This window comes from Ignavibacteriales bacterium (genome assembly GCA_016214905.1).
Lineage (GTDB): Bacteria > Bacteroidota > Ignavibacteria > UBA10030 > SZUA-254 > PNNN01.
Genome location: JACRMQ010000007.1, coordinates 751,305 through 776,257, shown reverse-complemented (window position 1 = coordinate 776,257; position 24,953 = coordinate 751,305). Strand labels below are relative to the sequence as shown.

General features: G+C 41.5%; 21 protein-coding genes and 4 tRNA genes. 16 read left to right on the top strand and 9 right to left on the bottom strand.

Going from position 1 to position 24,953, the window contains the following annotated elements; translation table 11 throughout:
• Positions 1 to 18 precede the first annotated feature (18 nt).
• Positions 19 to 1,599, top strand: coding sequence for an FMN-binding glutamate synthase family protein (locus HZB59_10500; GenBank protein ID MBI5021854.1), 1,581 nt, complete (start codon positions 19 to 21; stop codon positions 1,597 to 1,599).
• Positions 1,600 to 1,657: 58 nt separating this feature from the next.
• Here the strand turns inward: HZB59_10500 and HZB59_10495 are convergent, their stop codons facing one another.
• Together HZB59_10495 and gdhA are read right to left on the bottom strand one after the other, a co-directional pair.
• The gene (locus HZB59_10495; protein ID MBI5021853.1) at positions 1,658 to 4,564 is read right to left on the bottom strand and encodes a histidine kinase; all 2,907 of its coding nucleotides are present in this window, start codon (positions 4,562 to 4,564) and stop codon (positions 1,658 to 1,660) included.
• Between the two features lie 226 nt (positions 4,565 to 4,790).
• The gene (gdhA, locus tag HZB59_10490; GenBank protein ID MBI5021852.1) at positions 4,791 to 6,131 is read right to left on the bottom strand and encodes an NADP-specific glutamate dehydrogenase; all 1,341 of its coding nucleotides are present in this window, start codon (positions 6,129 to 6,131) and stop codon (positions 4,791 to 4,793) included.
• A gap of 256 nt (positions 6,132 to 6,387) precedes the next feature.
• Here gdhA and HZB59_10485 point away from each other — a divergent pair, with 256 nt between their 5' ends.
• The 8 genes from HZB59_10485 to HZB59_10450 all read left to right on the top strand — a co-directional run bounded on the left by HZB59_10485 (position 6,388) and on the right by HZB59_10450 (position 12,050).
• A complete protein-coding gene (locus HZB59_10485) occupies positions 6,388 to 6,996 on the top strand; it encodes a sigma-70 family RNA polymerase sigma factor (protein ID MBI5021851.1) in 609 nt (202 codons plus the stop codon).
• On the top strand, positions 6,993 to 7,229 hold the full coding sequence (locus HZB59_10480; protein ID MBI5021850.1) for a hypothetical protein: 237 nt from the start codon (positions 6,993 to 6,995) through the stop codon (positions 7,227 to 7,229). Before HZB59_10485 ends, HZB59_10480 begins: the two co-directional genes overlap by 4 nt.
• Before the next feature lie 92 nt (positions 7,230 to 7,321).
• On the top strand, positions 7,322 to 7,525 hold the full coding sequence (locus HZB59_10475; GenBank protein MBI5021849.1) for a DUF2892 domain-containing protein: 204 nt from the start codon (positions 7,322 to 7,324) through the stop codon (positions 7,523 to 7,525).
• 30 nt (positions 7,526 to 7,555) lie between these two features.
• Positions 7,556 to 7,996 (top strand): OsmC family protein, encoded by a 441-nt coding sequence (locus HZB59_10470; protein MBI5021848.1) that lies wholly within the window; start codon positions 7,556 to 7,558, stop codon positions 7,994 to 7,996.
• A 307-nt stretch (positions 7,997 to 8,303) separates the two neighbouring features.
• Positions 8,304 to 9,713, top strand: a complete 1,410-nt coding sequence (locus HZB59_10465; GenBank protein MBI5021847.1) for a S8 family serine peptidase — start codon at positions 8,304 to 8,306, stop codon at positions 9,711 to 9,713.
• A gap of 142 nt (positions 9,714 to 9,855) precedes the next feature.
• On the top strand, positions 9,856 to 10,299 hold the full coding sequence (locus HZB59_10460; protein MBI5021846.1) for a hypothetical protein: 444 nt from the start codon (positions 9,856 to 9,858) through the stop codon (positions 10,297 to 10,299).
• 158 nt (positions 10,300 to 10,457) lie between these two features.
• The gene (locus HZB59_10455; GenBank protein MBI5021845.1) at positions 10,458 to 11,648 is read left to right on the top strand and encodes an aminotransferase class I/II-fold pyridoxal phosphate-dependent enzyme; all 1,191 of its coding nucleotides are present in this window, start codon (positions 10,458 to 10,460) and stop codon (positions 11,646 to 11,648) included.
• A 51-nt stretch (positions 11,649 to 11,699) separates the two neighbouring features.
• On the top strand, positions 11,700 to 12,050 hold the full coding sequence (locus HZB59_10450) for a hypothetical protein (protein ID MBI5021844.1): 351 nt from the start codon (positions 11,700 to 11,702) through the stop codon (positions 12,048 to 12,050).
• A 91-nt stretch (positions 12,051 to 12,141) separates the two neighbouring features.
• Here HZB59_10450 and HZB59_10445 read toward each other — a convergent pair whose 3' ends face one another.
• From HZB59_10445 to HZB59_10425, 5 genes are all read right to left on the bottom strand, one after another.
• Entirely contained in the window at positions 12,142 to 13,422 is a 1,281-nt protein-coding gene (locus HZB59_10445) for an adenosylhomocysteinase (protein ID MBI5021843.1), read from the bottom strand.
• Between the two features lie 149 nt (positions 13,423 to 13,571).
• Positions 13,572 to 14,726 (bottom strand): methionine adenosyltransferase, encoded by a 1,155-nt coding sequence (locus HZB59_10440; GenBank protein ID MBI5021842.1) that lies wholly within the window; start codon positions 14,724 to 14,726, stop codon positions 13,572 to 13,574.
• A 14-nt stretch (positions 14,727 to 14,740) separates the two neighbouring features.
• Positions 14,741 to 15,715, bottom strand: coding sequence for an NTP transferase domain-containing protein (locus HZB59_10435; protein MBI5021841.1), 975 nt, complete (start codon positions 15,713 to 15,715; stop codon positions 14,741 to 14,743).
• Positions 15,716 to 15,747: 32 nt separating this feature from the next.
• Positions 15,748 to 15,820 (bottom strand) — tRNA-Glu (locus HZB59_10430).
• A 57-nt stretch (positions 15,821 to 15,877) separates the two neighbouring features.
• Positions 15,878 to 15,951, bottom strand: a tRNA-His gene (locus tag HZB59_10425).
• A 410-nt stretch (positions 15,952 to 16,361) separates the two neighbouring features.
• Between HZB59_10425 and HZB59_10420 the strand changes: the two genes are divergently transcribed.
• Both HZB59_10420 and HZB59_10415 read left to right on the top strand, forming a co-directional pair.
• Positions 16,362 to 16,727, top strand: coding sequence for a response regulator (locus tag HZB59_10420; protein MBI5021840.1), 366 nt, complete (start codon positions 16,362 to 16,364; stop codon positions 16,725 to 16,727).
• A gap of 179 nt (positions 16,728 to 16,906) precedes the next feature.
• Positions 16,907 to 17,734, top strand: a complete 828-nt coding sequence (locus HZB59_10415) for a T9SS type A sorting domain-containing protein (GenBank protein MBI5021839.1) — start codon at positions 16,907 to 16,909, stop codon at positions 17,732 to 17,734.
• A gap of 478 nt (positions 17,735 to 18,212) precedes the next feature.
• Here HZB59_10415 and HZB59_10410 read toward each other — a convergent pair.
• Positions 18,213 to 18,286 (bottom strand) — tRNA-Arg (locus HZB59_10410).
• Between the two features lie 142 nt (positions 18,287 to 18,428).
• Here HZB59_10410 and HZB59_10405 point away from each other — a divergent pair.
• The 5 genes from HZB59_10405 (at position 18,429) to clpX (ending at position 22,325) form a co-directional block, all read left to right on the top strand.
• Positions 18,429 to 18,797, top strand: coding sequence for a response regulator (locus HZB59_10405; protein ID MBI5021838.1), 369 nt, complete (start codon positions 18,429 to 18,431; stop codon positions 18,795 to 18,797).
• 195 nt (positions 18,798 to 18,992) lie between these two features.
• Positions 18,993 to 19,075 (top strand) — tRNA-Leu (locus tag HZB59_10400).
• A 69-nt stretch (positions 19,076 to 19,144) separates the two neighbouring features.
• Entirely contained in the window at positions 19,145 to 20,407 is a 1,263-nt protein-coding gene (gene tig / locus HZB59_10395) for a trigger factor (protein MBI5021837.1), read from the top strand.
• Positions 20,408 to 20,455: 48 nt separating this feature from the next.
• The gene (gene clpP / locus HZB59_10390; GenBank protein MBI5021836.1) at positions 20,456 to 21,064 is read left to right on the top strand and encodes an ATP-dependent Clp endopeptidase proteolytic subunit ClpP; all 609 of its coding nucleotides are present in this window, start codon (positions 20,456 to 20,458) and stop codon (positions 21,062 to 21,064) included.
• Between the two features lie 4 nt (positions 21,065 to 21,068).
• Positions 21,069 to 22,325 carry an ATP-dependent Clp protease ATP-binding subunit ClpX gene (gene clpX / locus HZB59_10385; protein MBI5021835.1) on the top strand — a complete coding sequence of 419 codons (1,257 nt, stop codon included), beginning with the start codon at positions 21,069 to 21,071 and terminating at the stop codon, positions 22,323 to 22,325.
• Between the two features lie 123 nt (positions 22,326 to 22,448).
• On the opposite strand, the gene HZB59_10380 is transcribed toward clpX, so the two are convergent.
• Entirely contained in the window at positions 22,449 to 24,953 is a 2,505-nt protein-coding gene (locus HZB59_10380) for an LPS-assembly protein LptD (GenBank protein ID MBI5021834.1), read from the bottom strand.

The following is a 24,953-nucleotide window of genomic DNA, read 5'->3' as shown; positions in this document are numbered from 1 at the left end:
GAAAGGAGATACACAAAAATGTCGCTCTCAAAAATAAACGCAACAGCAGCAACTCTAACTAAGAACAGAACAGACGGTTCAATCGTGCCTGCCTCCGGTATGTGCGTAACATGCGTAGATGGCTGCATAGGCATGTGCGAAATCGGCAAATCTGCTTATCGGGGTCATGAAGTAATTTATCCTCAGCCGTTCGGCGTGATCACAACGGCGGGAGAAAAATTTTATCCTGTCGACTATTCTCACTTTAACATCATGGGTACTGCGGTTGGTGCGCACGGTATTAAAGCCGATAGTGATGTGGCAATCTTTCCGAATGTTAATTTAGAAGTTCGTTTCGGCCATGACAAAGGAATTAAGTTCCACTACCCATGGATAATTCCCGGTATTGGCTCTACCGATATTGCAAAAAATAATTGGGAGGGCTTGGCAATCGGTTCCGCTCTCTCAGGAACCGGATTGACCATCGGAGAGAATGTAGTTGGCATGGACATGGACGCAATAATAAAAAATGGAAAAGTTCATGACACTGTAGATTTGAAGCGTCGTGTATCACTCTATAAAGACCACATGCGCAATGGTTACGGTGCAATCATCGTTCAAGCAAACGTCGAGGATACACGCCTCGGTGTTCAAGAATATGCAATCGAAAAATTAGGTGTTGAAATTGTTGAATTGAAATGGGGCCAGGGTGCCAAAGACATCGGTGGTGAAGTGAAAATTCGTAATCTTAAAAAAGCCCAAACTCTTTACCAGCGAGGTTATGTTGTTCTTCCGAATCCTATGGATGAAATGATAATAAAAGCGTTTGAGCGCGGCGCATTCAAAGAATTCGAGCGACATTCACGTGTTGGTATGGTCACCGAAGAATCTTTTGCGCAGCGAATTAACGAACTCCGCAAAGCCGGGGCAAAATATATTTTCTTAAAAACCGGTGCATATCGCCCGGCCGACTTGGCACGTGCAGCCAAGTTTGCTTCGAAGTATAAACTCGATCTTCTTACGGTAGACGGTGCCGGAGGCGGAACAGGTATGAGCCCATGGCGTATGATGAACGAATGGGGTGTACCACCTGTTGAATTACATTCGCTTTTATATTCCTATACCAAGAAACTGGCAGACAACAAACAACACATTCCGGCACTTGCGGTTGCGGGCGGATTTACATTCGAAGATCAAATATTTAAAGGACTTGCACTTGGCGCTCCGTTTGTAAAACTCGTTGGCATGGCACGTGCACCTATTGCTGCAGCTATGGTGGGAAAAACAATCGGTCGCGCGATGGAAGAAGGTCAATTACCTGTTTATGTCGAGCGGTTCGGCAGCACGAAAGACGAGGTCTTCGTCACGGCAGCTCACCTGCGACACGAATTGGGCAATGATGAATTCGAAAAAATTCCCACCGGCGCACTCGGACTTTACACATATTACGAGCGTCTCGGTCAGGGATTACGCCAGCTAATGGCAGGTAACAGGAAGTTTTCACTTGATCATATCACACGCGACGATATCGCTTCGCTCACTCATGAAGCAACCGCTATCAGCGGAATTAAGTACGTGATGGATGTTGACAAGGAAGAAGTGGAAGCAATACTGAAGTAATATCAGTCGGTAAATTTTTCGGAACCTGACAGTTAACTTAGAATTGTCAGGTTTTTTATTATTCAGGTTTCAAAATAATTCCCTCGTTCTTTTGCCCATCCATTTTAACAACAAGGGGATTTTTTAAACGGATATGTCTGGTGAACATTTTTTCTTCCGCTACATTCTGTCCCAACAACCAATCCCAATCAACGAATCCTTCTTCTATTCTGGAAGTGATTGTAAAATAACCAACCATAAACGAAGTTATATTCTGAAAAAAGTGTGAACCCTGCGATGGTGTAACGTCGATATCTTTAAATCCGGCTTCAATGATGGCGCGCGCGCCGGCTATTTGTTCCCATTTCACACTAATACCAAGCCAGGGATCTAAACTTCCCCAACGTCCCAAACCTATTAAAAGATAAGGTCGCTGTTCAAAGATAAGTTTTTGATTGAATTGCCCTATCTCCGCCGCCACTTCATTTGTTTTACTCCGATCAAATCGATTGATATCAACCATAACAATATCATAGATATCTTTAATGATGCCATGACCTAACACTTGATGACTATGACAAATCAATTTGTTACGATCGATCTCATCGATTTCCAATTCCTCCGCTTCACGATTCAGAACGAGTGGACGAATTTGCAACAACCCAAACTCTTTCGGTTTTGAGAGTGACTCCGACATATTCACCGCAAACTCCAATTCGACAGGCGCACCCATTCCCCAATTACCCAACTCAAGTAAAAGCTCGATTATTTCCGGAAGTGGAAATATTTTATTTCGAAGGACAGGCGCGAATGTTACTACCCGTTTTCCGTCGCGCGATAATCCATCATGAATCGTATCATTTTCTGATGAATAGGTTGAACCGACATAACGTAGAGTTCCATCACGCTCAGCTTCATTCAATTCATATTTCTTTAACAGTGTATGACTTGGATCAGCGGATTCGCTTAATTTTGAATCAAGGTCCAAAGCAAAATATTCTGTTTGACTATTTCGAAGTGTTTCCTGGACGGAATAAAATTGTAACAGATTATCCGGATACTTCGGGCAAAAACGGACGGTGATTCCGCCATCAACAATCATCTTTCCCAATCCGAGTGCGACAGATACAATTCCATCTTGCGATTTTTGAGGCGCAACCGGGTAAAAATTATACGATTTTGCTACTCCGGAGAAATCCGGATAAAATTTTGAATCATGCGGAACCCCAACCATCTTCTGAATAATAACCGCCATCTTCTCTTCTTCAAGCCGATACGATGTTACCTTGATATAATCTTTTGCGGTTTGATAAAAAGTGGAAGCGTATACTCGCTTTATGCTGTTTATCAACTCCGTACGCCTGGTAACCGGATTATTATGATTATTCGGTATCATATAAGTTTTATAAACACCCGCAAACGGATGGAACTGGGAATCTTCCAGAAGAGATGATGATCTTACGGCAAGCGGTTCTCGAACAATCTCCAAAAAATCGTTAAGCTGTCGACTTATTTTCCGAGGAAATTTTTTTGTCTCTAAAAATCGTTGAGTGATTTCTGTATCGTCGGTGCAGCGTAATGCAAATTCACGTAAATTGTTTTCGTCAAGGAACTGATCAAATACATCGGTTCCAAGAATAACCGCGGGAGGAACCGTAATTTGAATATCCTTGAATCGATCACGTATATCAAAATTATTTAACAGAGTATTCACAAATCCCAATCCACGGGCTTTTCCACCAAGAGATCCGCTGCCGATCCGGGCAAAACTGCTGGACGGATCGAAAGTAGTTTTATCGAAATCGGTTATTTGTCCCAGTTGCCGCAATCGGCGATGCGTTTGGAAGGATATAATCAGATCCTGCCGCATGTCGGCGATTGATGGAAAATCTGAAACTTTACGCGGCCGGTGTTTATATGCAAGCCAGAACTCGGTTCTCGCTTTGAGCCAGTTTGAAAAATGATTTCTTTCAGCGTGGTATCGGATACTCTCATCAGGAACAAAATTCAATTGTTCTTCAAGTGATTTCAAATCAGTTGCCCGGCTGACCTCTGTTCCATCGGGCATACGGAAAATGAAATCTCCAAAACTGAAGTAGCGATTCATGAACAACCGCAGATCGTTCAGTAATGTTGGTGAATCTTTGAGTAAAAAAGAAACACCGATCGTGTGAACTTCGAGCTCTTTATCGGGCGCGTTCGATTGCAGCAAAATTGGTATATCGGCACGGCGCAACTTCACATTTCTTGCAAACTCTATCCCGGCTTGCGGATCATCACTGCCATTATGGTAAAAATCGATGTCAGATATTACCCCAAGAATGTTTTCCTCATACTTCTGAAAATATTCCCATGCTTCTTCGTATGTCGTACAAAGAAGAATTTTTGGCCTCGCCCTCATTCGAAGATACCGATCGGATGGATTGATGCCTTCTGCGATTAACCGCTGAGATTGAATGAGAATTTCAGTATAGATGATTGGCAGAAAAGCAGAATAATATTTGACATTATCTTCGATAAGAATGATCGATTGAACGCCGGCGGTTTGAGTGTCATGCTCAACATTCATCCGATCCTCTATATATTTAATGATCGCGACAAGAATGCGGGAATCTCCCTGCCAAATAAAAATCCTGTCGAATACCGATGTATCCTGCCTCAGCATTAACTCAGATAGTTCGCGGTTATCGTATGTAAGAAGTACGACAGGAATATTCAAACCTGATTCTTTTACCCTCCTCGCAAACCGTACAGCATGGAAATCTTCGATGTGAAGTGTGGTGATTATTAAATCGAACCGCCTTCCGCCTGTGGCCAACTCGAGTGCTTCTTCTCCGCTGGAAACATGCGTAATCTCGGGTGAGTGGCTCAAATTAAGTCCTTCGTATTCTTTTCGAATCAGTTCATACAATCGTCCATCTTCTTCGATGATATATGAGTCGTATAGACTGGAAACTAAAAGAATATCCCTGACGTTGAATCGCATCAGTTTTTGAAAACCCTGGAAGCGCGTGTTATAACCGGCAGTTTCCCATGGATATTCGGTACGTTTTGATGATCGGATAGTTTGATCTGCCATAATTAATTAAAATATTATTACATATATAATAAAAAAATCGGAGTGTAAAAAACCACTCCGATTCAATGATCGTGAAGCATTCGTCTTCTTTTACTATATCATAGACGATAATTTCTTCGTAATTGCTTTATTCTTATACTAATCCCTGGTCTAACATTGCATTTGCAACTTTCAGGAATCCACCGATATTCGCACCGTTGACGTAATTCCCCGGCGTACCATACTTAGCGGCAGTTTCAACGCAAGTTGAATGAATATTCTTCATAATTTCATGTAACCGCCGGTCAACCTCTTCTTTGGGCCACGGTAAACGCATACTGTTCTGACTCATCTCCAAACCGGAAGTTGCAACACCACCTGCGTTTGATGCTTTTCCCGGCGCATAAAGTATTTTCGCTTCCTGAAATATTTTAACGCCCGGAATTGTGGTTGGCATATTCGCACCTTCACAAACACAGACGCACCCGTTTTTGACCAATTCTTTAGCGTCGTTTTCGTCCAATTCATTTTGAGTCGCGCATGGCAACGCTACGTCGGCTTTAACACTCCACGGCCGTTTGCCTGCCTGGAACGGTACCTTAAATTTATCGGCGTACATTTTAACTTCATCACGTGCGCTCGAACGCATCTCGAGCATGAAATCTATTTTCTCTCCTTTGATTCCATCTTTATCGTGAACAAATCCATCGGGACCAGAAATTGTCACAACTTTACCGCCAAGTTCAGTTACCTTAAGAGCCGCTCCCCATGCTACGTTTCCGAAACCCGAAACCGCTACCGTTTTTCCCTCAAAAGATAATTTTCTGGTTTTCAGCATTTCTTCTGCAAAATATACTGCGCCAAAACCGGTCGCTTCCGGACGTATCAGTGAACCGCCCCAATTCAATCCTTTTCCCGTTAACACTCCGCTGAATTCTCGAGACAACCGTTTATACTGACCAAATAAAAATCCGATTTCACGTCCGCCCACTCCGATATCTCCGGCAGGAACGTCTGTGTCCGGACCGATATGCCGGTACAATTCAGTCATGAAGCTCTGGCAAAAACGCATTACTTCGGTATCGCTTTTTCCTTTCGGATCAAAATCAGATCCACCTTTGCCTCCGCCTATCGGTAACGAAGTCAGACTGTTTTTGAAAACCTGTTCAAAAGCAAGAAATTTTAAAATGCTTAAAGTGACAGATGGATGGAATCGCAATCCACCTTTGTACGGACCAATAGCACTATTCATCTGAACTCTAAAACCGCGATTGATGTGGAACTCACCGCGATCATCCATCCAGGGTACACGGAAGATAATAATTCGCTCCGGCTCAACCATTCTTTCTAGAATTTTTCCGGAACGATACTCCGGATGTTTTTGCAGTACAAGTTCGAGTGATTCAAACACTTCTTCAACTGCCTGATGAAATTCTTTTTCACCGGGATTTTTAGCTTTTACTTCTGCCATTAAATTTTGTACATATGACGACATATATTTCCTCAAATTATCTGTAATTTTACTCTCTAACATGAAATCAGGTATTCCCTGATTTGTTGAATTCTCTGATAAAATCGTCAATTTTTATGCCAGAAGCAAATTGATTTTAAGAGAATAAATCATATAATTGGTTCAATATTCAGTATCCGGATGTCATTGTTGAGAATGGATCGTAGGTATGATTTCAGCGATGAGAAAGAAAATTAAAAAAATTATTATATTTAGAAAAATTGAAAATAAAACATTTTACATGAAATTCAATACACCCACTCATCCTGAACCCGATCCTCGGCTTTTACGTAATGCCAAAAAAGGAAATCATCAGGCATTCGCAGAGATTGTTCGCACTTATGAAGATCTGGTCTACAGTTTCGCATTTAAAGTTTGCCGTAACAAAGATAAAGCATCCGAAACACTCCAAGATACTTTCGTTAATGTGTATCGGAAGTTGAATCAATTCGATCACCGTTCTAAATTCACCACTTGGCTTTATAGCATCGTGGCAAATAATTGCTTGATGAAGAACCGCCGGACTAAGTTAGATGAAGCATCAATCTCCATCGATGCGGCTCCTGCCGCTCACGATGGTGAAGATCATAATCGCGGCGATATGATTCAGGAGTGGAAAAGTACACCGTTAGATAAACTCATGAACAACGAGTTGAAAGACCTGCTCGATAACGCTATTCAGAAACTTCCCGGTGATTACCGCATCGTATTTGTATTGCGCGATATCGAAGGAAGATCGGCAGAGGAAACCGCAAGAATTTTGAAGATCACGGTTCCCGCAGTCAAATCACGTTTGCGCAGAGCCCGTGTTTTCCTTCGTGAACAACTTAACCAGTATATGACAGTATGAAGAAAAAAATAGACACAAAATGCGGCGATGTTTTCACTTACATCTGCGATAAATTAGATCAGAATATCGATTCACCTAAATGCCGGATTATTAAAAAGCATCTGGATGAATGTCCGAAATGCACAGCATATTTAGATAGCTTGAAGAGAACGATTTTATTATACCGGGCATATCCGCCGGCTAAAGTACCAAGCGGATCCAGTCGAAAAATTCTCGCAAAGTTAAAAATTTGATGAAACAGCACTAATTCCACAATAGATGAATCAAAAACATATCGACAACATCAAATAAAGCATAAACATTTAATCATAAAAGGATTATTATTATGGAAAAGAATATGGGTTCGACCGATAAAATTATCCGCATCATACTGGCTCTTTTATTCGGTATTCTTTATTTCACCGATACAGTAACCGGAATACTGGGTATTATTTTATTGATATTGGGAATCGTTTTCCTTCTAACCAGTTTCGTCAGTTTCTGCCCGCTCTACAAACCTGCGAAAATATCTACTCTTAAAAAACAATGAAAATAGTAACAACATTCTTGGAATTATCTCATGGCACAAAAAAAAGCAATAGTTAAGCAAGTACAGGGTATAACTTTCGTTGCAAAAGCAGATTCTAACCATTGGGTTACAATGGATGGACCTGAAGATTTCGGCGGGAGCAACTCCGGCACTCGTCCAAAAGAACTTTTACTTATCGCACTTGGCGGATGCACCGGAAGCGATGTTGCCGCTATACTCAGAAAAAGAAAAGCTCCGGTTATTTCATTTGAAATGAACATCACCGGTAATGAAAGCGAAGAACATCCAAAAGTGTTCACCGATATTCATGTCGAATACGTTTTCTACGGTGATGGAATCGATCCGAAAGATATTGAACGAGCCATCGAAATGTCCACAACCAAATATTGTTCCGTGTCCGCAATGCTCAAAGCGAGTGTGAATATATCCCACTCATACCGGATTGAACCGGCGGCAAACAAAGCAAAGTAATAGATTTAGAAACTGAAAATAATTCCTGTACTGCAAATTTGGACAGTATAGAGAGATATTTATAAAATGGGATTGAGTTCATACTTGAGTAGGATTTTGTTTGCCCGATTACACAAAATTTGACTATAACCACCTTATACCTGGGAAAAACCTTAAATCGCGAACCGCCTAAGACATATTATCAGAAAAATGAAGAATTCAGAACACATTTCCAAAAAAAAACACTTGACATCGTCTGAAGAATTGATTATAATATTTTTGCCCGCATATCATTAATAACCCACACCTAATTCATAAGGAGTTTTTTATGAACGATACACGTACATGGTCCGGGAAAATAATTTTGCTCGGATTACTCTCGTTCCTGGTTATTGTGGTGATAGCAGGCTGTTCAAAAACCGAAGCCCCCACCCAATCTATTGGAACCCAACAAATCACACCGTTAGAAAAAGTCGGTTACGACGGAATCCGACTTGAATTCGTTCCCGGCGAAGTGATTGTTAAATTCAAAACCGGTGTCACCGATGTAAAGCGGAATGCCGCAGTCGGTTCGGTCAACGGTAAATTAAATCAAAAGATTGTCACCGCCGCGATGAAAAAAGCCGGGGACAATGAAGGCATAAACGTTATTAACACACCAATGTCGGTTCGTGATGCTGTAAACGCTTTGAAGAACTCACCGGATGTTCTGTACGCGGAACCGAATTATTATTATTACCATAATGCAACTTCAAACGATACATATTATACAAATGGATCGTTGTGGGGCATGTATGGCGATGCTACAACACCCGCAAACCAATACGGTTCTCAGGCAGGCGAAGCATGGGCAGCAGGACATACCGGATTATCAACGGTATTTGTAGGAGAAATCGATGAGGGAATTATGTTCACTCATCCAGATCTTGCCGGACAGATTTGGACCAATCCTTATGACTTAGTCGATGGTATTGACAATGACGGTAACGGATATATCGACGACATTCATGGTTGGGATTTCGATGGAAACAACAACACAATTTACGACGGTCCGGCTGACGATCATGGTACGCATGTCGCCGGTACAATCGGCGCAAAAGGCGGCAACGCTCTTGGTGTTGTCGGTGTTTGCTGGAATATTCAAATAATATCAGGCAAGTTCCTTGGTAAACAAGGTGGCTCAACAACAAATGCCATTTTAGCGCTTGATTATTTCACCGACCTTAAATCACGTCATGGTTTGAACATCGTCGCTACAAACAATTCATGGGGCGGTGGTGCTTATTCTCTTGCATTGCAAGATGCAATCGAACGCTCGAATCAGGCAAATATTGTATTCGTAGCAGCAGCAGGTAATTCAACTCTCAACACAGATGTTACAGCAAGTTATCCATCATGCTATCCTAATGCGAATGTCATAGCTGTAGCTTCGATAACATCAACCGGAACGTTATCAAGTTTCTCGAATTACGGTTTAACCACTGTTGATTTGGGTGCACCGGGTTCTGCTATCTATTCTACCATACCAAGCAAATCAGGTGCTGCCAGTTATGCATCGTATAGTGGGACATCAATGGCGTGTCCACATGTCACTGGCGGTGTGGCTCTTTATGCAGCATATCATCCAGGCTCAACTGTTGCCCAAATTAAAGCGGCAGTTCTTGCCAGCGTTGTACCAACTGCTTCATTGTCGGGTAAGTGTGTAACCGGCGGAAGGTTAAATGTAAGTGGATTTTAATCCCACTATACATCTAAAGTTGTAACATTGAAAACCCCGTTTGCGAAACAGACGGGGTTTTTATTTGTAACCGACTTTTCTTATTTTATGTAGCCATTTGAATAAAATCATTCTCATATTCAAATTTATTTGAGAGGTTATTATGTTATTTAAATCTTTTTCAATAAATCGATTATTAGTGTTACTGGTTGCCGGAGGGTTTTTATTTTTATTTATCGATACTCTTCTCGAACATCAGGATGTTCTGCCAAATGAACGACCGGCTTTTATACCGATTATAATCAGCCTTATCGGATTCATAATTGCTCTCCTTGCTGTTCAAGGTTGGAAAGATGGTATAATCCGTTGGCTTCATATTTACTTAATGCTTACAATACTGGTCGGATTCGGAGGGATCTTCTTTCATAATAGAGAAAGGTTTGAAAGTGACGAAGAGAAAAGCGAATTAGTCGAAGAAGAAGAAAAATCAGACGAGGCTTCACCTCCCATTCTCGCACCTGCGGCGTTCATCGGACTTGGCGTCATTGGATTAATTGGAACAGCGAGAAAGCGGCAAGCTGAAGTAAAAACCGTCAGTCAAAACTGATCCATCAACAACCGGTTAGAATTATTCAGGAATTCTTCTTACCTTTATATGCGTTGTGAAAAATTTATTGAACCATTTCCCTTGCCAGATCGATCATTTTTCAAGATTTTGCATCGCATCAGCAATTTAAAAAGAAATTATTAAAAAGGATTCAACTCATGAAATTAAATAAACAAATCGGCAAATCAACAAAAGCAATACACGCCGGAAATTCTCATCTTTCCGAAATAGGCGAAGTTTCGATGCCGATTTTTCAAAGCTCCACTTTCGCATTCCCCAGCGCAGATGATGGTGCCGCCCGCTTTGCCGGCACAAAGCAAGGATACATCTATACGCGATTAGGGAATCCAACCATCAGTGCACTTGAAGAAAATGTAACCGAACTTGAGGGAGGATATAAAGGTTTTGCAACAGCAACAGGTATGGCAGCAATAACTACGGTGTACACTGCCCTGCTTCATCAAGGTGCGCATGTAGTCAGTTCCGAAACTGTTTACGGTCCGTCGCGAGTCGTGCTTGAAACTATTTACGCTAAGTACGGAGTTGAATCTTCATTCGTCGACACCTCGAATCTTGATAATATCAAAAAGGCAATCAAGCCGAACACGAAAATGATTTTCATTGAAACACCCGCAAACCCGACAATCACAATCACGGATATCAAAGGTGCTGCCGAAATAGCACATCAACATAAGCTCCCGCTTGTTGTTGATAATACTTTCGCAAGCCCATATCTTCAACGTCCGTTTGAATTCGGTGCGGATATCATCGTTCACAGCTTGACAAAATTCCTGAATGGTCACAGCGATGTGGTTGGAGGAATGATCGTGGTGAAAGATGAAAATTATTACAAGATGATTCGCCCTACGTTTACCTCCTTCGGTGGAACTATGGATCCCCATCAAGCATGGCTCGTATTGCGCGGCATACGGACGTTGGGATTGAGAGTAGAGAAAAGCCAGGATAACGCTTTGAAACTTGCGCAATATTTGAAGAAACATCCGAAAGTTTTATGGGTAACCTACCCCGGTTTACCTGAACACCCGCAGTATGAGATTGCAAAGAAGCAGATGGATGGTTTCGGTGCGATGATTGCCATCGGTGTAAAAAACGGTTTAGAAGGCGGCAAGATTGTAATGAATAATGTTGAAATATTTACGCTTGCAGTTTCATTGGGCGGTGTTGAATCATTAATCGAGCATCCGGCATCGATGACGCATGCTACAGTATCAAAAGAAGAAAAAATAAAATCGGGGATTTCGGATGAACTGGTTCGCATTGCTGTTGGCTGTGAGGATTACGAAGATCTCCGCGACGATCTCGATCAGGCACTGAATAAAATTTCATAGTTAATTTACAATATACTCAAGCTGATATTTTTTTGAAATGAGAGGATTCATATGGACTCAGATACTGAACATACTAATGCTGGATGGAAAAATATTGTCATCCGAATATTGTTGGTCACTACGACATTAGCGATAAGTGCATATTTAATGGCGCTAATTCTCTGGCCCGTTGGTTTTATCGCCTGGTTAATTATTGGTGTTGGAGGTATGTTGTTTTTTATTGTTCGGCAACACGCACGAAATACTGTTTATCGCTGTGTTGATTGCGGTAATGAATTTAAAATCTCAGCCCTTATTGATTTCTTTAGCCCGCATACTCCAAACTCGAAATACTTGAATTGCCCTAAGTGCAATGAACGAAGATGGCAGCCTGAGGTCAATATAACTGATCGGAAAACCTGATTGAATCATCCTAAATAGTGTTAATATAACAAAAAAGATGACCACACGGTCACCTTTTTTATTTACCACTTACAACTAACCACTCACAGAATTATGTTCCGGAACTATAGTCGTCCATATACTTTTTCTGCTCGGGAGTAAGTTTATCGATCTTCATTCCCATCGTGGCTAATTTAACGGTTGCAATTTCCTGATCTTGTTCGACGGAAATATCGTGTACTTTGTTGTCTAATCGCTTACCTTTTTTATGAAGCTCGGCAAGTTTTAGCTGAGACATGAACTGATTCGCAAACGACATATCCATAACTTCCGACGGATGCCCTTCTGCCGCGGCAAGATTCACCAATCTGCCTTTGGCAAGAACATAAATCCGGTTTCCATTCTTCAAAGAATATTGCTCGTTATTAGCACGCATCTCTTTTATTCCTTTTGCAAGTTTACCGAGATGATTAAGATTAATTTCGCAATCATAATGGCCTGTGTTGCAAACGATAGCGCCTTCTTTCATCATTTTGAAATGGCGATCCACTATAACATCCTTAACGCCTGTTGCTGTAATGAATACATCACCGATTTTTGCGGCATCATCCATCTTCATCACGCGCATACCTTCAAGCGTCGCTTTGAGTGCGGCTGTCGGTTTCACTTCGGTAACAATCACGTTGGCGCCAAGTCCTTTAGCCCTCATTGCCACACCTTTACCGCAATGTCCGTAACCTGCAACAACAACATTCTTTCCGGCTAACAAGATACTTGTCGCGCGGAGAATTCCATCCAATGTAGATTGACCTGTACCGTAAACGTTATCGAAATCCCATTTCGTTTCGGCATCGTTCACAGCGATAACCGGATATTTCAATGCGCCGTCTGCCGCCATTGCACGCAGCCGGTGAACTCCGGTTGTAGTCTCTTCAGTTCCGCCTATAACATATTTTTCTGCAAACTCGGGATGTTTATTATGGATGGTGAATATCAAATCGGCACCATCATCAAGAGTAAGATTGGGATGAATCTTTAAAGTTTCTTCTATGCACCAGTAAAATTCTTTTACAGACATACCATGCCACGCGAAGATCGAAACTCCATCAGCCGCAAGGGCAGATGCCACCGCATCGTTAGTAGAAAGAGGATTGCAGCCGCTCCAGCAAACTTCGGCTCCGGCTTCAACAAATGTCTTTACAAGCACTGCGGTTTCTTTTGTTACATGCAGGCAACCGGCAATGCGGTATCCTTTTAACGGTTTTGTTCTTTTATATTTTTCGCGTAATGCCATTAAAACCGGCATTCTCGATTCTGCCCAGGCGATTAATTGTTTGCCTTCCGCCGCGAGCTTAATATCTTTAACTTTGTATTTTCCTTTTTTGTGATCCATAGCTTTGTGAATGGTTGAGTGATAGTGATTAGTTATAAATTATGAGTTATGAGTTATGAATTTTTGTTAATTCATGGTTGACATTAAATTAGATCTCATACCATGAACCTTGTATCGTGATACGTGAATCTTAAATCAAATTCCGGCTCTTAAAGCTTATTGAACAGTTTAACTAGGTCCAACTTCTCCCATGAGAATTCTTTCTCGGTTCGTCCAAAGTGTCCATACGCTGCAGATTTCCTGTAGATAGGCCGGCGAAGATTCAAACGTTTTATTATTCCACGCGGTGTCATATCAATAGGTCCGCCTTCAACAATATTCTTTTTAATGAATTGCTCAAGTTCGTAATCCGGGATAATGCCTGTTCCGTATGTTTGCACATGAATTGAAACAGGATGTTTCACTCCGATTGCGTAGGCAACCTGAATTTGGCATTCGCTTGCCAAACCTGATGCGACGATATTCTTGGCAAGATGCCGTGCGGCATAAGCGGCACTTCGATCAACTTTTGTCGGATCTTTTCCCGAAAACGCTCCGCCGCCATGAGGCGCGCGTCCGCCGTATGTATCAACGACAATTTTTCTTCCCGTTAATCCGCTGTCGCCGTGAGGTCCGCCGATTTCAAACATGCCTGTTGGGTTGACAAAATATTTCGTGTTTTTATCTAATAGATTTTTGGGGATGACTTTTTTTACGACATTTTCTATGATATCGCTCTTGATCTTCTTTTGTGTAACATTGGGCGCGTGTTGGGTTGATACTACTACCGTATGAACTCTAATCGGTTTCTTACCTTCATATTCGATTGTCACTTGCGATTTTGAATCGGGGCGGATATACGGCATCAAACCATTTTCTTTTTTCCGTATATCTGCCAACCTCTTAACAAGTTTGTGCGAGAACATTATCGGCATCGGCATTAATTCTGGGGTTTCACTGCACGCATATCCGAACATCATACCCTGATCACCCGCTCCGCCTGTATCAACACCCTGAGCGATATCGGGAGATTGAGAATGCAAAGTGGAAAGCACAGCGCAAGAATCGGCATCGAATCCTACCCCTGCTTCGGTGTAACCGATATCTTTAACAACATCGCGGACAATTTTCTGAACATCAACATATCCCTTGGTGGTAACCTCACCGCCAACAAGAACCAAACCGGTGGTTACAAAACATTCGCACGCAACACGCGACAGAGGATCCTGATGAAGTAATGAATCTAACACTCCATCCGAAATCTGATCGCAGACTTTATCAGGATGTCCTTCGGATACGGACTCAGAAGTAAAAAGATATGACATAGATTTTCCTAAGGTTAATGAAATTCGATTTCTGATGAATCGCCTATATTGATTTTTTGAAAATTCCCCCGAACTATCGAGTTATCACCGACAAGTGAATCTTCAAGAAGGGCGCAATGCACCTGCGAATCATCACTCACAATTGAATTTCGAATGATGGAATCTTCAATAGTTGCACCCGATGCGATTGTAGCATAAGGTCCGATGATTGACCGGCTGATTTTCGCATCTTCGGCAATGAATACTGGTGGATTTATTACAACGCCGTCGCGATTTTTGCGGTGAGGAAGTTTATCCAACAAATGCCGGTTAGTGGCAAGCAATGTTTCGGGTTTGCCGCAATCGTACCATCCCTCTACGTTGAACGTTTTTACTTTTTCACCTTTTTCAACCATCGATTGCAGCGCGTCGGTCAATTGATACTCGCCTTTTGTCTTCTTATTATTTTTGAACAACTCTTCAATACATTGATCGAGCAAGAACGGATTACGTATCCAGTACAATCCCACCAAAGCCAGATTGCTGGTTGGGTTCTCCGGTTTTTCAATCAGCTTCGCAACCAATCCATTTTTCATCTCAACAACACCGAACCTGCGAGGGTCTTGAACTTTTTTAACACCCAAAGAAGAGAGTGGCTCTTTTAATATCGGTTTTAAATTAACATCAAAAATCGTGTCGCCCAAAATTATTAATATCGGTTCGGTTGTAAAAGTTTTCCTCGCTAATGAAATTGCGTGAGCCAATCCTTTCGGTTCCGATTGTTCAACAAAATCGAAGTTGATTTTGTAGTTTGATGTGGCGAAGTCGCGGATTTTTTCTCCCATGTTTCCAACGATTATGGTGGCTTCATCAAAACCATCTTCTACAATTTTATCGAGGATATGGCCTATGATCGGCTTGCCTGCAACATTCAGCAGGACTTTAGGAAGCGTATATGTATGTGGCCGCAACCGGGTACCGAAACCGGCAACGGGAATAATAGCTCTCATCCGAATGGTTTATAATTGCTGTGCACTTTAAGTGCCCCCAACCGGATTCGAACCGGTGTTACAAGCTTGAAAAGCTCGTGTCCTAGGCCTCTAGACGATGGGGGCGGAATAATTGTCAATTGACAATTGTCGATTTACAATTGAAAATTGGAAATATTTTTGGGTGTCCAGTGGGATTTGAACCCACGACCTCCAGGGCCACAACCTGGCGTTCTAACCAACTGAACTATGGACACCATGGTTTGGCGCTTATAAAGATACTCAAAAACCGTAAGATAATCAAGAATAAATTTTGGAATATGGATTTTTTCTGTAGGATCAGTGTTTAATCGGCAGTTTTGCAACTGAGTTTGTAGAAATTAAGAAAATTATTTTGATGAGATGATATTCTAATTTTCTAGAGGAATTACCGCATGAAACTTTTATTATCTGATGCCGTTAGAGATATATATGGGAGTTAAGTATTTCATATTGTGGATTAGGTGTACCCTCAACGAAAATGTTGAGGGTTTTTTATTTTTAGTGGCAGGATGGACCCATTTACCGGAATAATGTTGACTTTGATTCAGTAATTTCTTACAATAACCTCATTATAAAGCGGATAAGACGTTTTAAACATTGATATTAATAAATAAAGCGGGGATTTATGTCGGTAATTAACGTTCTATTAGCAGACGATGATTCTACACTTGGCGGCATTCTAACGAAGGAGCTTCGTACATTTGGATTTTCAGTCGACTTTGTTGAAAACGGCGCCGATGCTATTTCATTATTGCAAAAAGGTAAATACGATATTGCTGTACTTGATATCAGAATGCCGAAGGTTGACGGCTTCGGCGTGTTATCGTTCATAAAAAAAGAATATCCTGCCACAAAAACAATCATGCTCACGGCATACGCCGATTTAAAACATAAGATCATGTCGCACGATGGCGGCGCCGACGAGTTCATGACAAAACCATACGATTTGGAAACCTTGCGTTACAATATCGAGAATCTTGCCCATCGATAGTTCGAAAATTTATCCAAACTAAAAAATGGTTTTGATGAAATAAGAATGTCATCAGTCGGGGCGAATGTTGGTTGACTTTTACAAAACATTCAATTACATTATTGCGATTACATAGATATACAACTGCGCAAGATAATTAGTAGTTAGACAGTTGCGCTATAAAGGATCAAGAGATTTCAATGAAACTATATATTTCAGCCTACATTTTATTTTGTACATTGACTCTCCTTTCTTCGAAAGCCATTTCTCAATTAAAAAATTCGTTGACATCTTTCTATCCTCTCCAAGTTGGAAATGTGTGGCAATTTGATTGGAGAAATGGGATTAGCAATCCACCTTCTCATATGTATTACGAGAAGTGGGAAATATTGCATGATTCTATTATGTCAAACGGAATCAGATATTATGCATTCACAAGTAACATATACCCATCTGTCTATTATCAGCGGATAGATACATCAAGTGGATATGTTTGCGCTTGGGTAGACCCAGGACATGAATCAATCATATATGACCTATCACATTCAAATTCATCCAAATTTGATACGATACTTGGTATTCCAACCTGTGTTCTATATGCTGGACCCACGGATGGTGTTTGTGGTTTTGCATTCGGATTCGGTATAATTTCTCAGGAAAATTATGGTGGTGGTTGGCCATATCGGTCTACACTTATTTATGCAAAAATAAATGGGAAGGAATTCGGAACATTAGTCTATGCCCCCAACATAGTTAGTCAACTATATAATTTTCAATTGTTTCAAAATTATCCCAACCCCTTCAACCCACAAACAAAAATATCATTCTCAGTACCAAAAGAAAGTTTCATCACACTTAAAGTCTATGATGTGCTTGGCAGAGAAGTAGCAACGCTTGTTCAAGACAAAAAACAACAAGGTGAATATACTGTAACATGGAGTGCTAATAACGTTCCAAGCGGTGTATATTTTTATAAATTATCAGCGGGAGATTTTATCCAAACCAAGAAAATGATATTAATGCGTTAGTAAAGTTCTTGTATGAAATATGAGCCCCAGCTATTCCGGTTGGGGTTTTCTTTTCTGTACAAAACTGGCTAAGAAAAACAATTTTTGTTACAATTTGTACAAAAGGGAAAGTTGTTTAAACAAGAAAGAGTGTGTGTGGTTGTCACTTAAGATGGTTTTCTCGTTTGGGGATTGACCAAAAAATTCAGGGTCATGCTGAATTTATTTCAGCATCTATACAAGAGCAAACCGTTTTGCGATATTCAGATTCCGAAACAAGTTCGGAATGACTCCTTTTCTTATTTGTTAGTCAACCTCCATTCGGCCCTCTGCAATAACTGCCTCAGCCAAAGGATATTAAAGATGGTTCTCGAGTCAATAAGCTTTATCCAGTGTAACGAGAGAACCTTTTTAGGAGGAGTCCGTAAGGAAATCCATAGAATCCGTTTTAAAACAATAAAAAAACGCAGCTATGATACCGCGTTTGTGGATTCTTGAGTAGGCCCGACGCGAATCGAACGCGTAACCTACAGCTTAGAAGGCTGTTGCTCTATCCAGTTGAGCTACGGGCCCCGTTTTTTAAAGGGATAATTTATCAGACTGAAAAAATATACCATTTTTCTTCCTTTCGAGCAAACAATGTGATCTGCCCGCCTCCCTGTTTGCTTTTACGATATCGTAATTGTATATTTATCAAAATTTAAAAGGTGAATAAATGCCGGATCCTCAAAAAATATTGATCGTTGACGATGAAGATACACTCAGAACTCTTGTCCGCGCCGAATTAGAAGAACGCGGCTTCTATGTTGATGAAGCTTGCGACGGTGACGAAGCTCTCGAGAAAATGAAAGATATGCGCTACACACTGATCATTCTCGACATAAAAATGCCGGGTAAAGACGGACTTGAAGTGCTACGCTTAATCCGCGAACAAAACCTCGCCGACAAAGTAATAATGCTAACGGGAGTGAACGAATTGAAAATCGCTCGCGACACTCTAGATTTAGGCGCGAACGATTTCCTCACAAAACCGTACGAATTTAAAACTCTTCTCGCCTGCATGGAGCGTGTTATTAAGGAGTAAATCGTCCCTCCTATCGTTCACAACCAGTTATCTCGACGGTTGTAGTTCCCCTGAAAAAGCAGTATATTGATACTGTTATAATTGAAATTTTTATAAATTTAAAGAATTTTAGAGCTTTGATAAGTCACTCTATCAAAGCTTTCAAATTTATTTTTTAACCTATACAATCGGTTGTAATATCGATCGCCTGAATTCGGGTAAGTGGCGGAATTGGCATACGCGCTAGACTTAGGATCTAGTCCTGAATAAGGGTGGGGGTTCAAGTCCCCCCTTACCCACAAAGGATTCACACGGAATTCTAAACAGACCGATAACGACCGGTGACACGAAAGGATTTTTTAGGAAGAATGGAAATAAATATCACGGATAAAACAAGCGTTGAAAAAGAAATTCATATCATCGCCGATAAATCCGAACTTGCACCCCACATTGAAGAAGCATACAAACGATACCAACCGAAGATTGAGATAAAAGGATTTCGAAAAGGTAAGGCACCTCTGCATTTGATAAAAAGCATGCACGGGATATCGATAGAATACAGCGAACTCGATACGATAGCGAGCGATATATACCGGCAAGTGATCAAAGACCGCGGTATACACCCTATTGGCGAGCCGGCACTCATCGATGTTGATTATAAACCGGGCGAGAATCTATCGTTCAAAGTAAAATACGAAATTAAACCTGTCTTTGAACTGCACGATTATAAAGGAATTCCGATCGAAAAAATCAAGCACACCGTTTCGCAAAAAGAAATCGATGAAGAAGTAACGCGCATCCGAAAGGCAAACCACACAACTATCGAAGCTCAAAAAGCAACCGACTCGGAACATATCCTGATTACTGATATTCAACCGTTCGATGAAAACGGAGCACCGGTCAGCGGCAAGAATACAACCGATACAAAAATTTACCTTGCGAGCGAATCGTTATATCCCGAAATTCACGACGCGCTTATCGGCTGTTCGGTTGGAGAAACGAAGAAAGTGAAAATCGAGCGTGAGCACGATGGTCATAAGCATACAGAGAATCTTGAGATCACCGTAAAGAAAATAGATCAGATCGTTCCTGCCGATTTAACCGACGAGTTGGTGAAAAAATTAACCAAAGATAAAGTTACCACCGTTCAGGATTTCACTGCACAAATCAAAAAAGATATTGAAAATTACTGGATAGAAAATTCCGACCGTAAATTCGCGGATGATCTGATAAACGAACTCGTCAAAAAGCATACATTCGATGTTCCCGAATCGCTGGTGAAAAGCATTCTCGATTCGTTTGTGGAAGAGTTAAAATATCAATATCCCAACAAAACATTGCCGCAATCGTTCGATGAAAAGAAATACCGCGACGAGAACCGGGACTACGCCCTCTTTCAAGCGAAATGGTTTTTAATCCGCGAACAAATTATTGAGAAAGAACAACTAAAGGTTGAAGATACCGATTTAACTCAGCAAGCGGAGAAAGAAGCTGGAAAGGTCGGGATCGACAAAGCGCGATTAATTGAATTCTACAAAACATCGAATTCGGTTCAGGAGCGAATCCTTACCGATAAATTGATGACGACACTTAGAAATTCGGCAGTCGTAACAGATAAGATCGTTGATTAAATTTTTCAAGAAATTAATTTAAAGGGAAAATAAATGAGTCAAAAAATAATGAATCAGTTGGTGCCGATAGTTGTTGAATCAACCGGCAGGGGCGAACGGGCGTACGATATATATTCCCGCTTGCTGAAAGAACGAATCGTTTTTATCGGCACACCGATAGACGATATGATAGCGAGTTTAATTATCGCGCAACTTCTCTTTTTAGAATCAGAAGATCCGGATAAAGATATAAATATTTACATAAACAGTCCGGGTGGTTCTGTTTCAGCAGGATTGGCAATTTACGATACCATGCAATATATCCGTCCCGATATATCCACTATCTGCATCGGTATGGCGGCGAGCATGGCGGCTGTACTGCTGGCGGGCGGGACGAAAGGGAAACGTCAAACCCTTCCGAACTCACGCATCATGATTCATCAGCCGTGGGGTGGCGTTCAGGGAACTGCTACCGACATAAGCATACAGGCAGAAGAAATTCTTCGCATGAAAAAAAGGATCAATGAAATCCTGGCGCATCATTCCGGCAAGCCGATTGAGCAGGTTGAAAAAGACACCGACCGCGATTATTATTTGTCTTCGGAAGAAGCCAAGACATACGGACTTGTAGATAACATGCTTATCAAAAAACCAAAAGTCGAGAAAAAAGACAGGTAAGATAATGGCACAACGACAGAAGCCGGAAGGTCAGATTCATTGTTCATTTTGCGGCAGAAACGCCGATCAGGTTATTAGCTTAATAGCGGGACCTGAAGCGTACATTTGCGATTCGTGCGTTTCAAGTTCAGTAGACATTCTGCGCAAAAATTTGGCTGCCACATCTAAAAAAGCGAATCAAAAAGGATTGCTCACGCCGAGTGAAATTAAAAAGTCGTTAGATAATTATGTAATCGGTCAGGAAGTCGCGAAGAAAACTCTCGCCGTCGCCGTCTACAATCATTACAAACGTATCGACGCGAAGAATCAAAATCACATCGACGATGTCGAAATAGAAAAGAGCAACATACTGTTATTAGGACCAACAGGAACCGGTAAAACATTATTAGCGCAAACTCTGGCACGTATCCTCGATGTTCCGTTCGCGATTGCCGATGCCACGACTCTGACTGAAGCGGGATACGTCGGCGATGACGTGGAGACTGTTCTCGTTCATCTTCTGCAAAAAGCCGATTACGATGTTGACCGTGTTGAACGTGGAATTGTGTACATCGACGAGATAGATAAAATTGCGCGAAAAAGTGAAAGCACTTCCATCACGCGTGATGTGTCGGGCGAAGGTGTGCAGCAGGCATTATTGAAAATTTTAGAAGGAACGGTGGCGGGTGTTCCCCCAAAAGGCGGGAGAAAACATCCTGAGCAGGCATTAATTTCGGTGAACACAAAAAATATTCTGTTCATCTGCGGCGGGGCTTTCGAAGGGATTGAAAAAATTATTGCCAGGCGCGTCAGCACCAACCCCATCGGATTTGGCGCGGTCATTAAAGGTAAAAAAGACCATTCCAGCGATGATTACCTCCCGATGGTTGAGCCGGATGATTTGTTGAAATTCGGTTTAATCCCTGAATTTATCGGGCGGCTGCACGTTGTAGCTTCGCTTCATTCGTTAGACGAAAAGGCGCTTCTCAATATTTTAACCGTTCCAAAGAATGCTTTGGTGAAGCAATATCAAAAATTATTCCGACTTGAAGGAGTGGAGTTAGAGTTTGAGGATGACGCGTTGAAAGCTGTTGTGGGCAGGGCAATTGAACGCTCTACGGGCGCGCGTGCGTTGAGATCTATCATGGAAGATATGATGCTCGATATTATGTTTCACCTTCCATCACGCCAGAATTTATCGAAATGCAGGATCACGAAAGATACTGTTCTTAAAAAGAAAGAACCGATCTACCAATTCAAAGAGCGAAAAGCATCGGCTTAATTATTTTCCAATCATTACCCGGCTGAGGCGACCGAATTTTCATTTGAAAATTCGTGCATGTTTAGAAATTCGAATTTAGTATTTCGATATTTTACAGGTAAACATTAATAACTGACACAGCGATTAATATATTCCGCTGGCGCTTCCTGATTTCGTTATCTTGATATCTTCCAGTTGAGGCGCCTTTAATCTCAGTTCGAACGAATAATACCTGTACATTCCGATAGGTACCCAGCTAAAATTCAAACTCCAGCAATGCAGATCTCTGCTTACATTAATTTGCGGGACTACGATCTCTTTGTTCACAATATCGTAACCGCCGCTCACCGAAAATTTCCAGTTCTTCGTTAGATTGAAATCAAGATTGCCGCGCAGGTTAGATGAACGCGAATGCCCCGGAGGAATTTTGTTTTCCGAATAATCCCACGATAAAGAAAGATTCCACGGAATACTGAAATCCGGATCTTCCAAATCTCGTTTCAGACCTCGGTACGCTGCAGTGGATACGACAGGCGGAGTTGTATCTGTTTGCTCGGAGCTTCCCTTTAATCGCTCGCCCGAAAGAGATGTGGATAAACTGATCGAGAAATTTGTCATCCTCGCAAGCCGCCCTTCTTCCGCGATGAGGTATTTATTCACCTTGTTATAAACACCCGGACGCACCTGTTCTAACTTATATAAATCGAAACCGGCTGAACCGCCAACGTCTAAGAGTGTTCCGATACTCGTTCTGTAATTCAAACTGAATGGAGAAAAGTTCAAAGAATCGGCAGAAAAATTGTATGAGATACCGGTGCTTAAATTCAACAACTGAATTTTTTCAGCTTCCTTACCTTCCGATTCCGGAATTGTTTTCATTTCAAAATTATTTCCCAGACCAAAATTTGCAGTCATCTGCTTCGGCTGATTTTTATCTCCCACTATTTCTTTGGAGTAGCTGATACTCAAACTGGGAGTCATCGTATGCCGAAATGCCTCCACACCCAGCATCTGCGGTTGTATTATTCCGTACAGCTTTGTGTTTATAGAAACACCTGTCGATAACACTCCACGCCTGAGCCATTGCTCTTCTGTGCGATTAATGAGAGTACCTTGAGAACTATCCGGGATTCTATTTTTAATCAAAGATCGTTCATCACTGTAATTGAACGACGGTGAAATTGTGAAGTAACCTAACTTCGGTGCAATGCTGACACTCGCACCCTGAGACAATCGGTAATTGTGATCGAGTCGGTAACTATCAACACTCGTTAACGTGTCAATGCCGCCAACAGATTGCAGAATACCTTTCACACTTTGTTTTGTTTTTGATCGAAAGTTGGAAAAATTCGAGTGGTAATTTACTCCAATCATCTCGTACCAGGAAAGATCGGCTGACGCGGATTTTTTCTTCGATGATCTGAACGGATAACTTTGACTGTGATTGAAACTCATCGATGGAAGAGTCTCATTGATGTTACCGTTTAAAAGATTTTGCCTGCGCGAGGCATTGATGCTGATGCTGTTCGGTGTTCCTTCCCACGATTTTGATATTGTTGCGTTCGAAGTTATTTCCTGGTTGAGCGCCTGATTCAAATCGATAGTGTTACGATACGAATTATTGCTGGCGAATGTAAAATTGACATCAAATCGGGATGTTGGATCAATCTCCTGGTGGTGAGTGATGCGAAAATTATATGATGTAACTTTTTTACGATTCGGATCGCTCGATTCACCTTCTAACATCTTACGGTATTCACCCGAAAGTCCGCCTGAAAATTGATATCGGAGGTTGTAAGAAAAATTTGAGAATAAAGCCCAACTGCCTTTTGAGTAAAGATCGGATGTGGCGCTTAAGTCCATATAATCGTTCATCGCCCAATAATATCCGAGGCCTCTTAATAACCGTCCGTGCGTCGCGTCTTCTGCGATTGCCGGCGGAATAATGCCCGACCTGCGTCCGCCTTTATTCGGAAAAACCGCCACAGGAAACCAGAACACCGGAACGTCTTCAATATACATGTATATCGGTTCGGCTATAACTTTATCCTGCATCGTAACTTTCATTTTTTGAGAATAAAAATAATAATCGGGATCTTTCCTATCGCATGTAGTGTATCTGCCGTCTTCGACGAATAGAACATCTTTCCCTAATTTCTTTATTTTCTCACCGTGATAAAATCCCTCGGCCATTTTGGTATCAGCGACAACAATTCTTCCGCGTTTGGTTTTAAAATTATAACCGATCTCTTTACCCTCATAAGCTTCGCCGCGGTCTTTCATAACAGGAGCGCCGCCCAGCATCCTTCCGCTCGTATCGGCGCTGTCAACAACTCCGTTCGCTGTTAACGTCGACGTGTCCCAATCAATGTCGATAATCTCCGCAGCTAAATCCATATCTTTATATTTGATATCCGACTTCGAATATAATGTCATCGTCTTCGAATCGGGTGTATAAACTATGGAATCAACTGCCGAATATATCACGACAGTATCGATGCCGGATGTCGATGTTGTGTCACGTGTGGTTGTTGTATCGGCTTTAACCGAGTCGGACTTAACTATCACGGAATCGAGCCATGCAAAATTTTCTCCGCGCAAAGGGAAGACAAAAGAAAGAAAAAATATCAAAAGAAAGATAAATCGCAT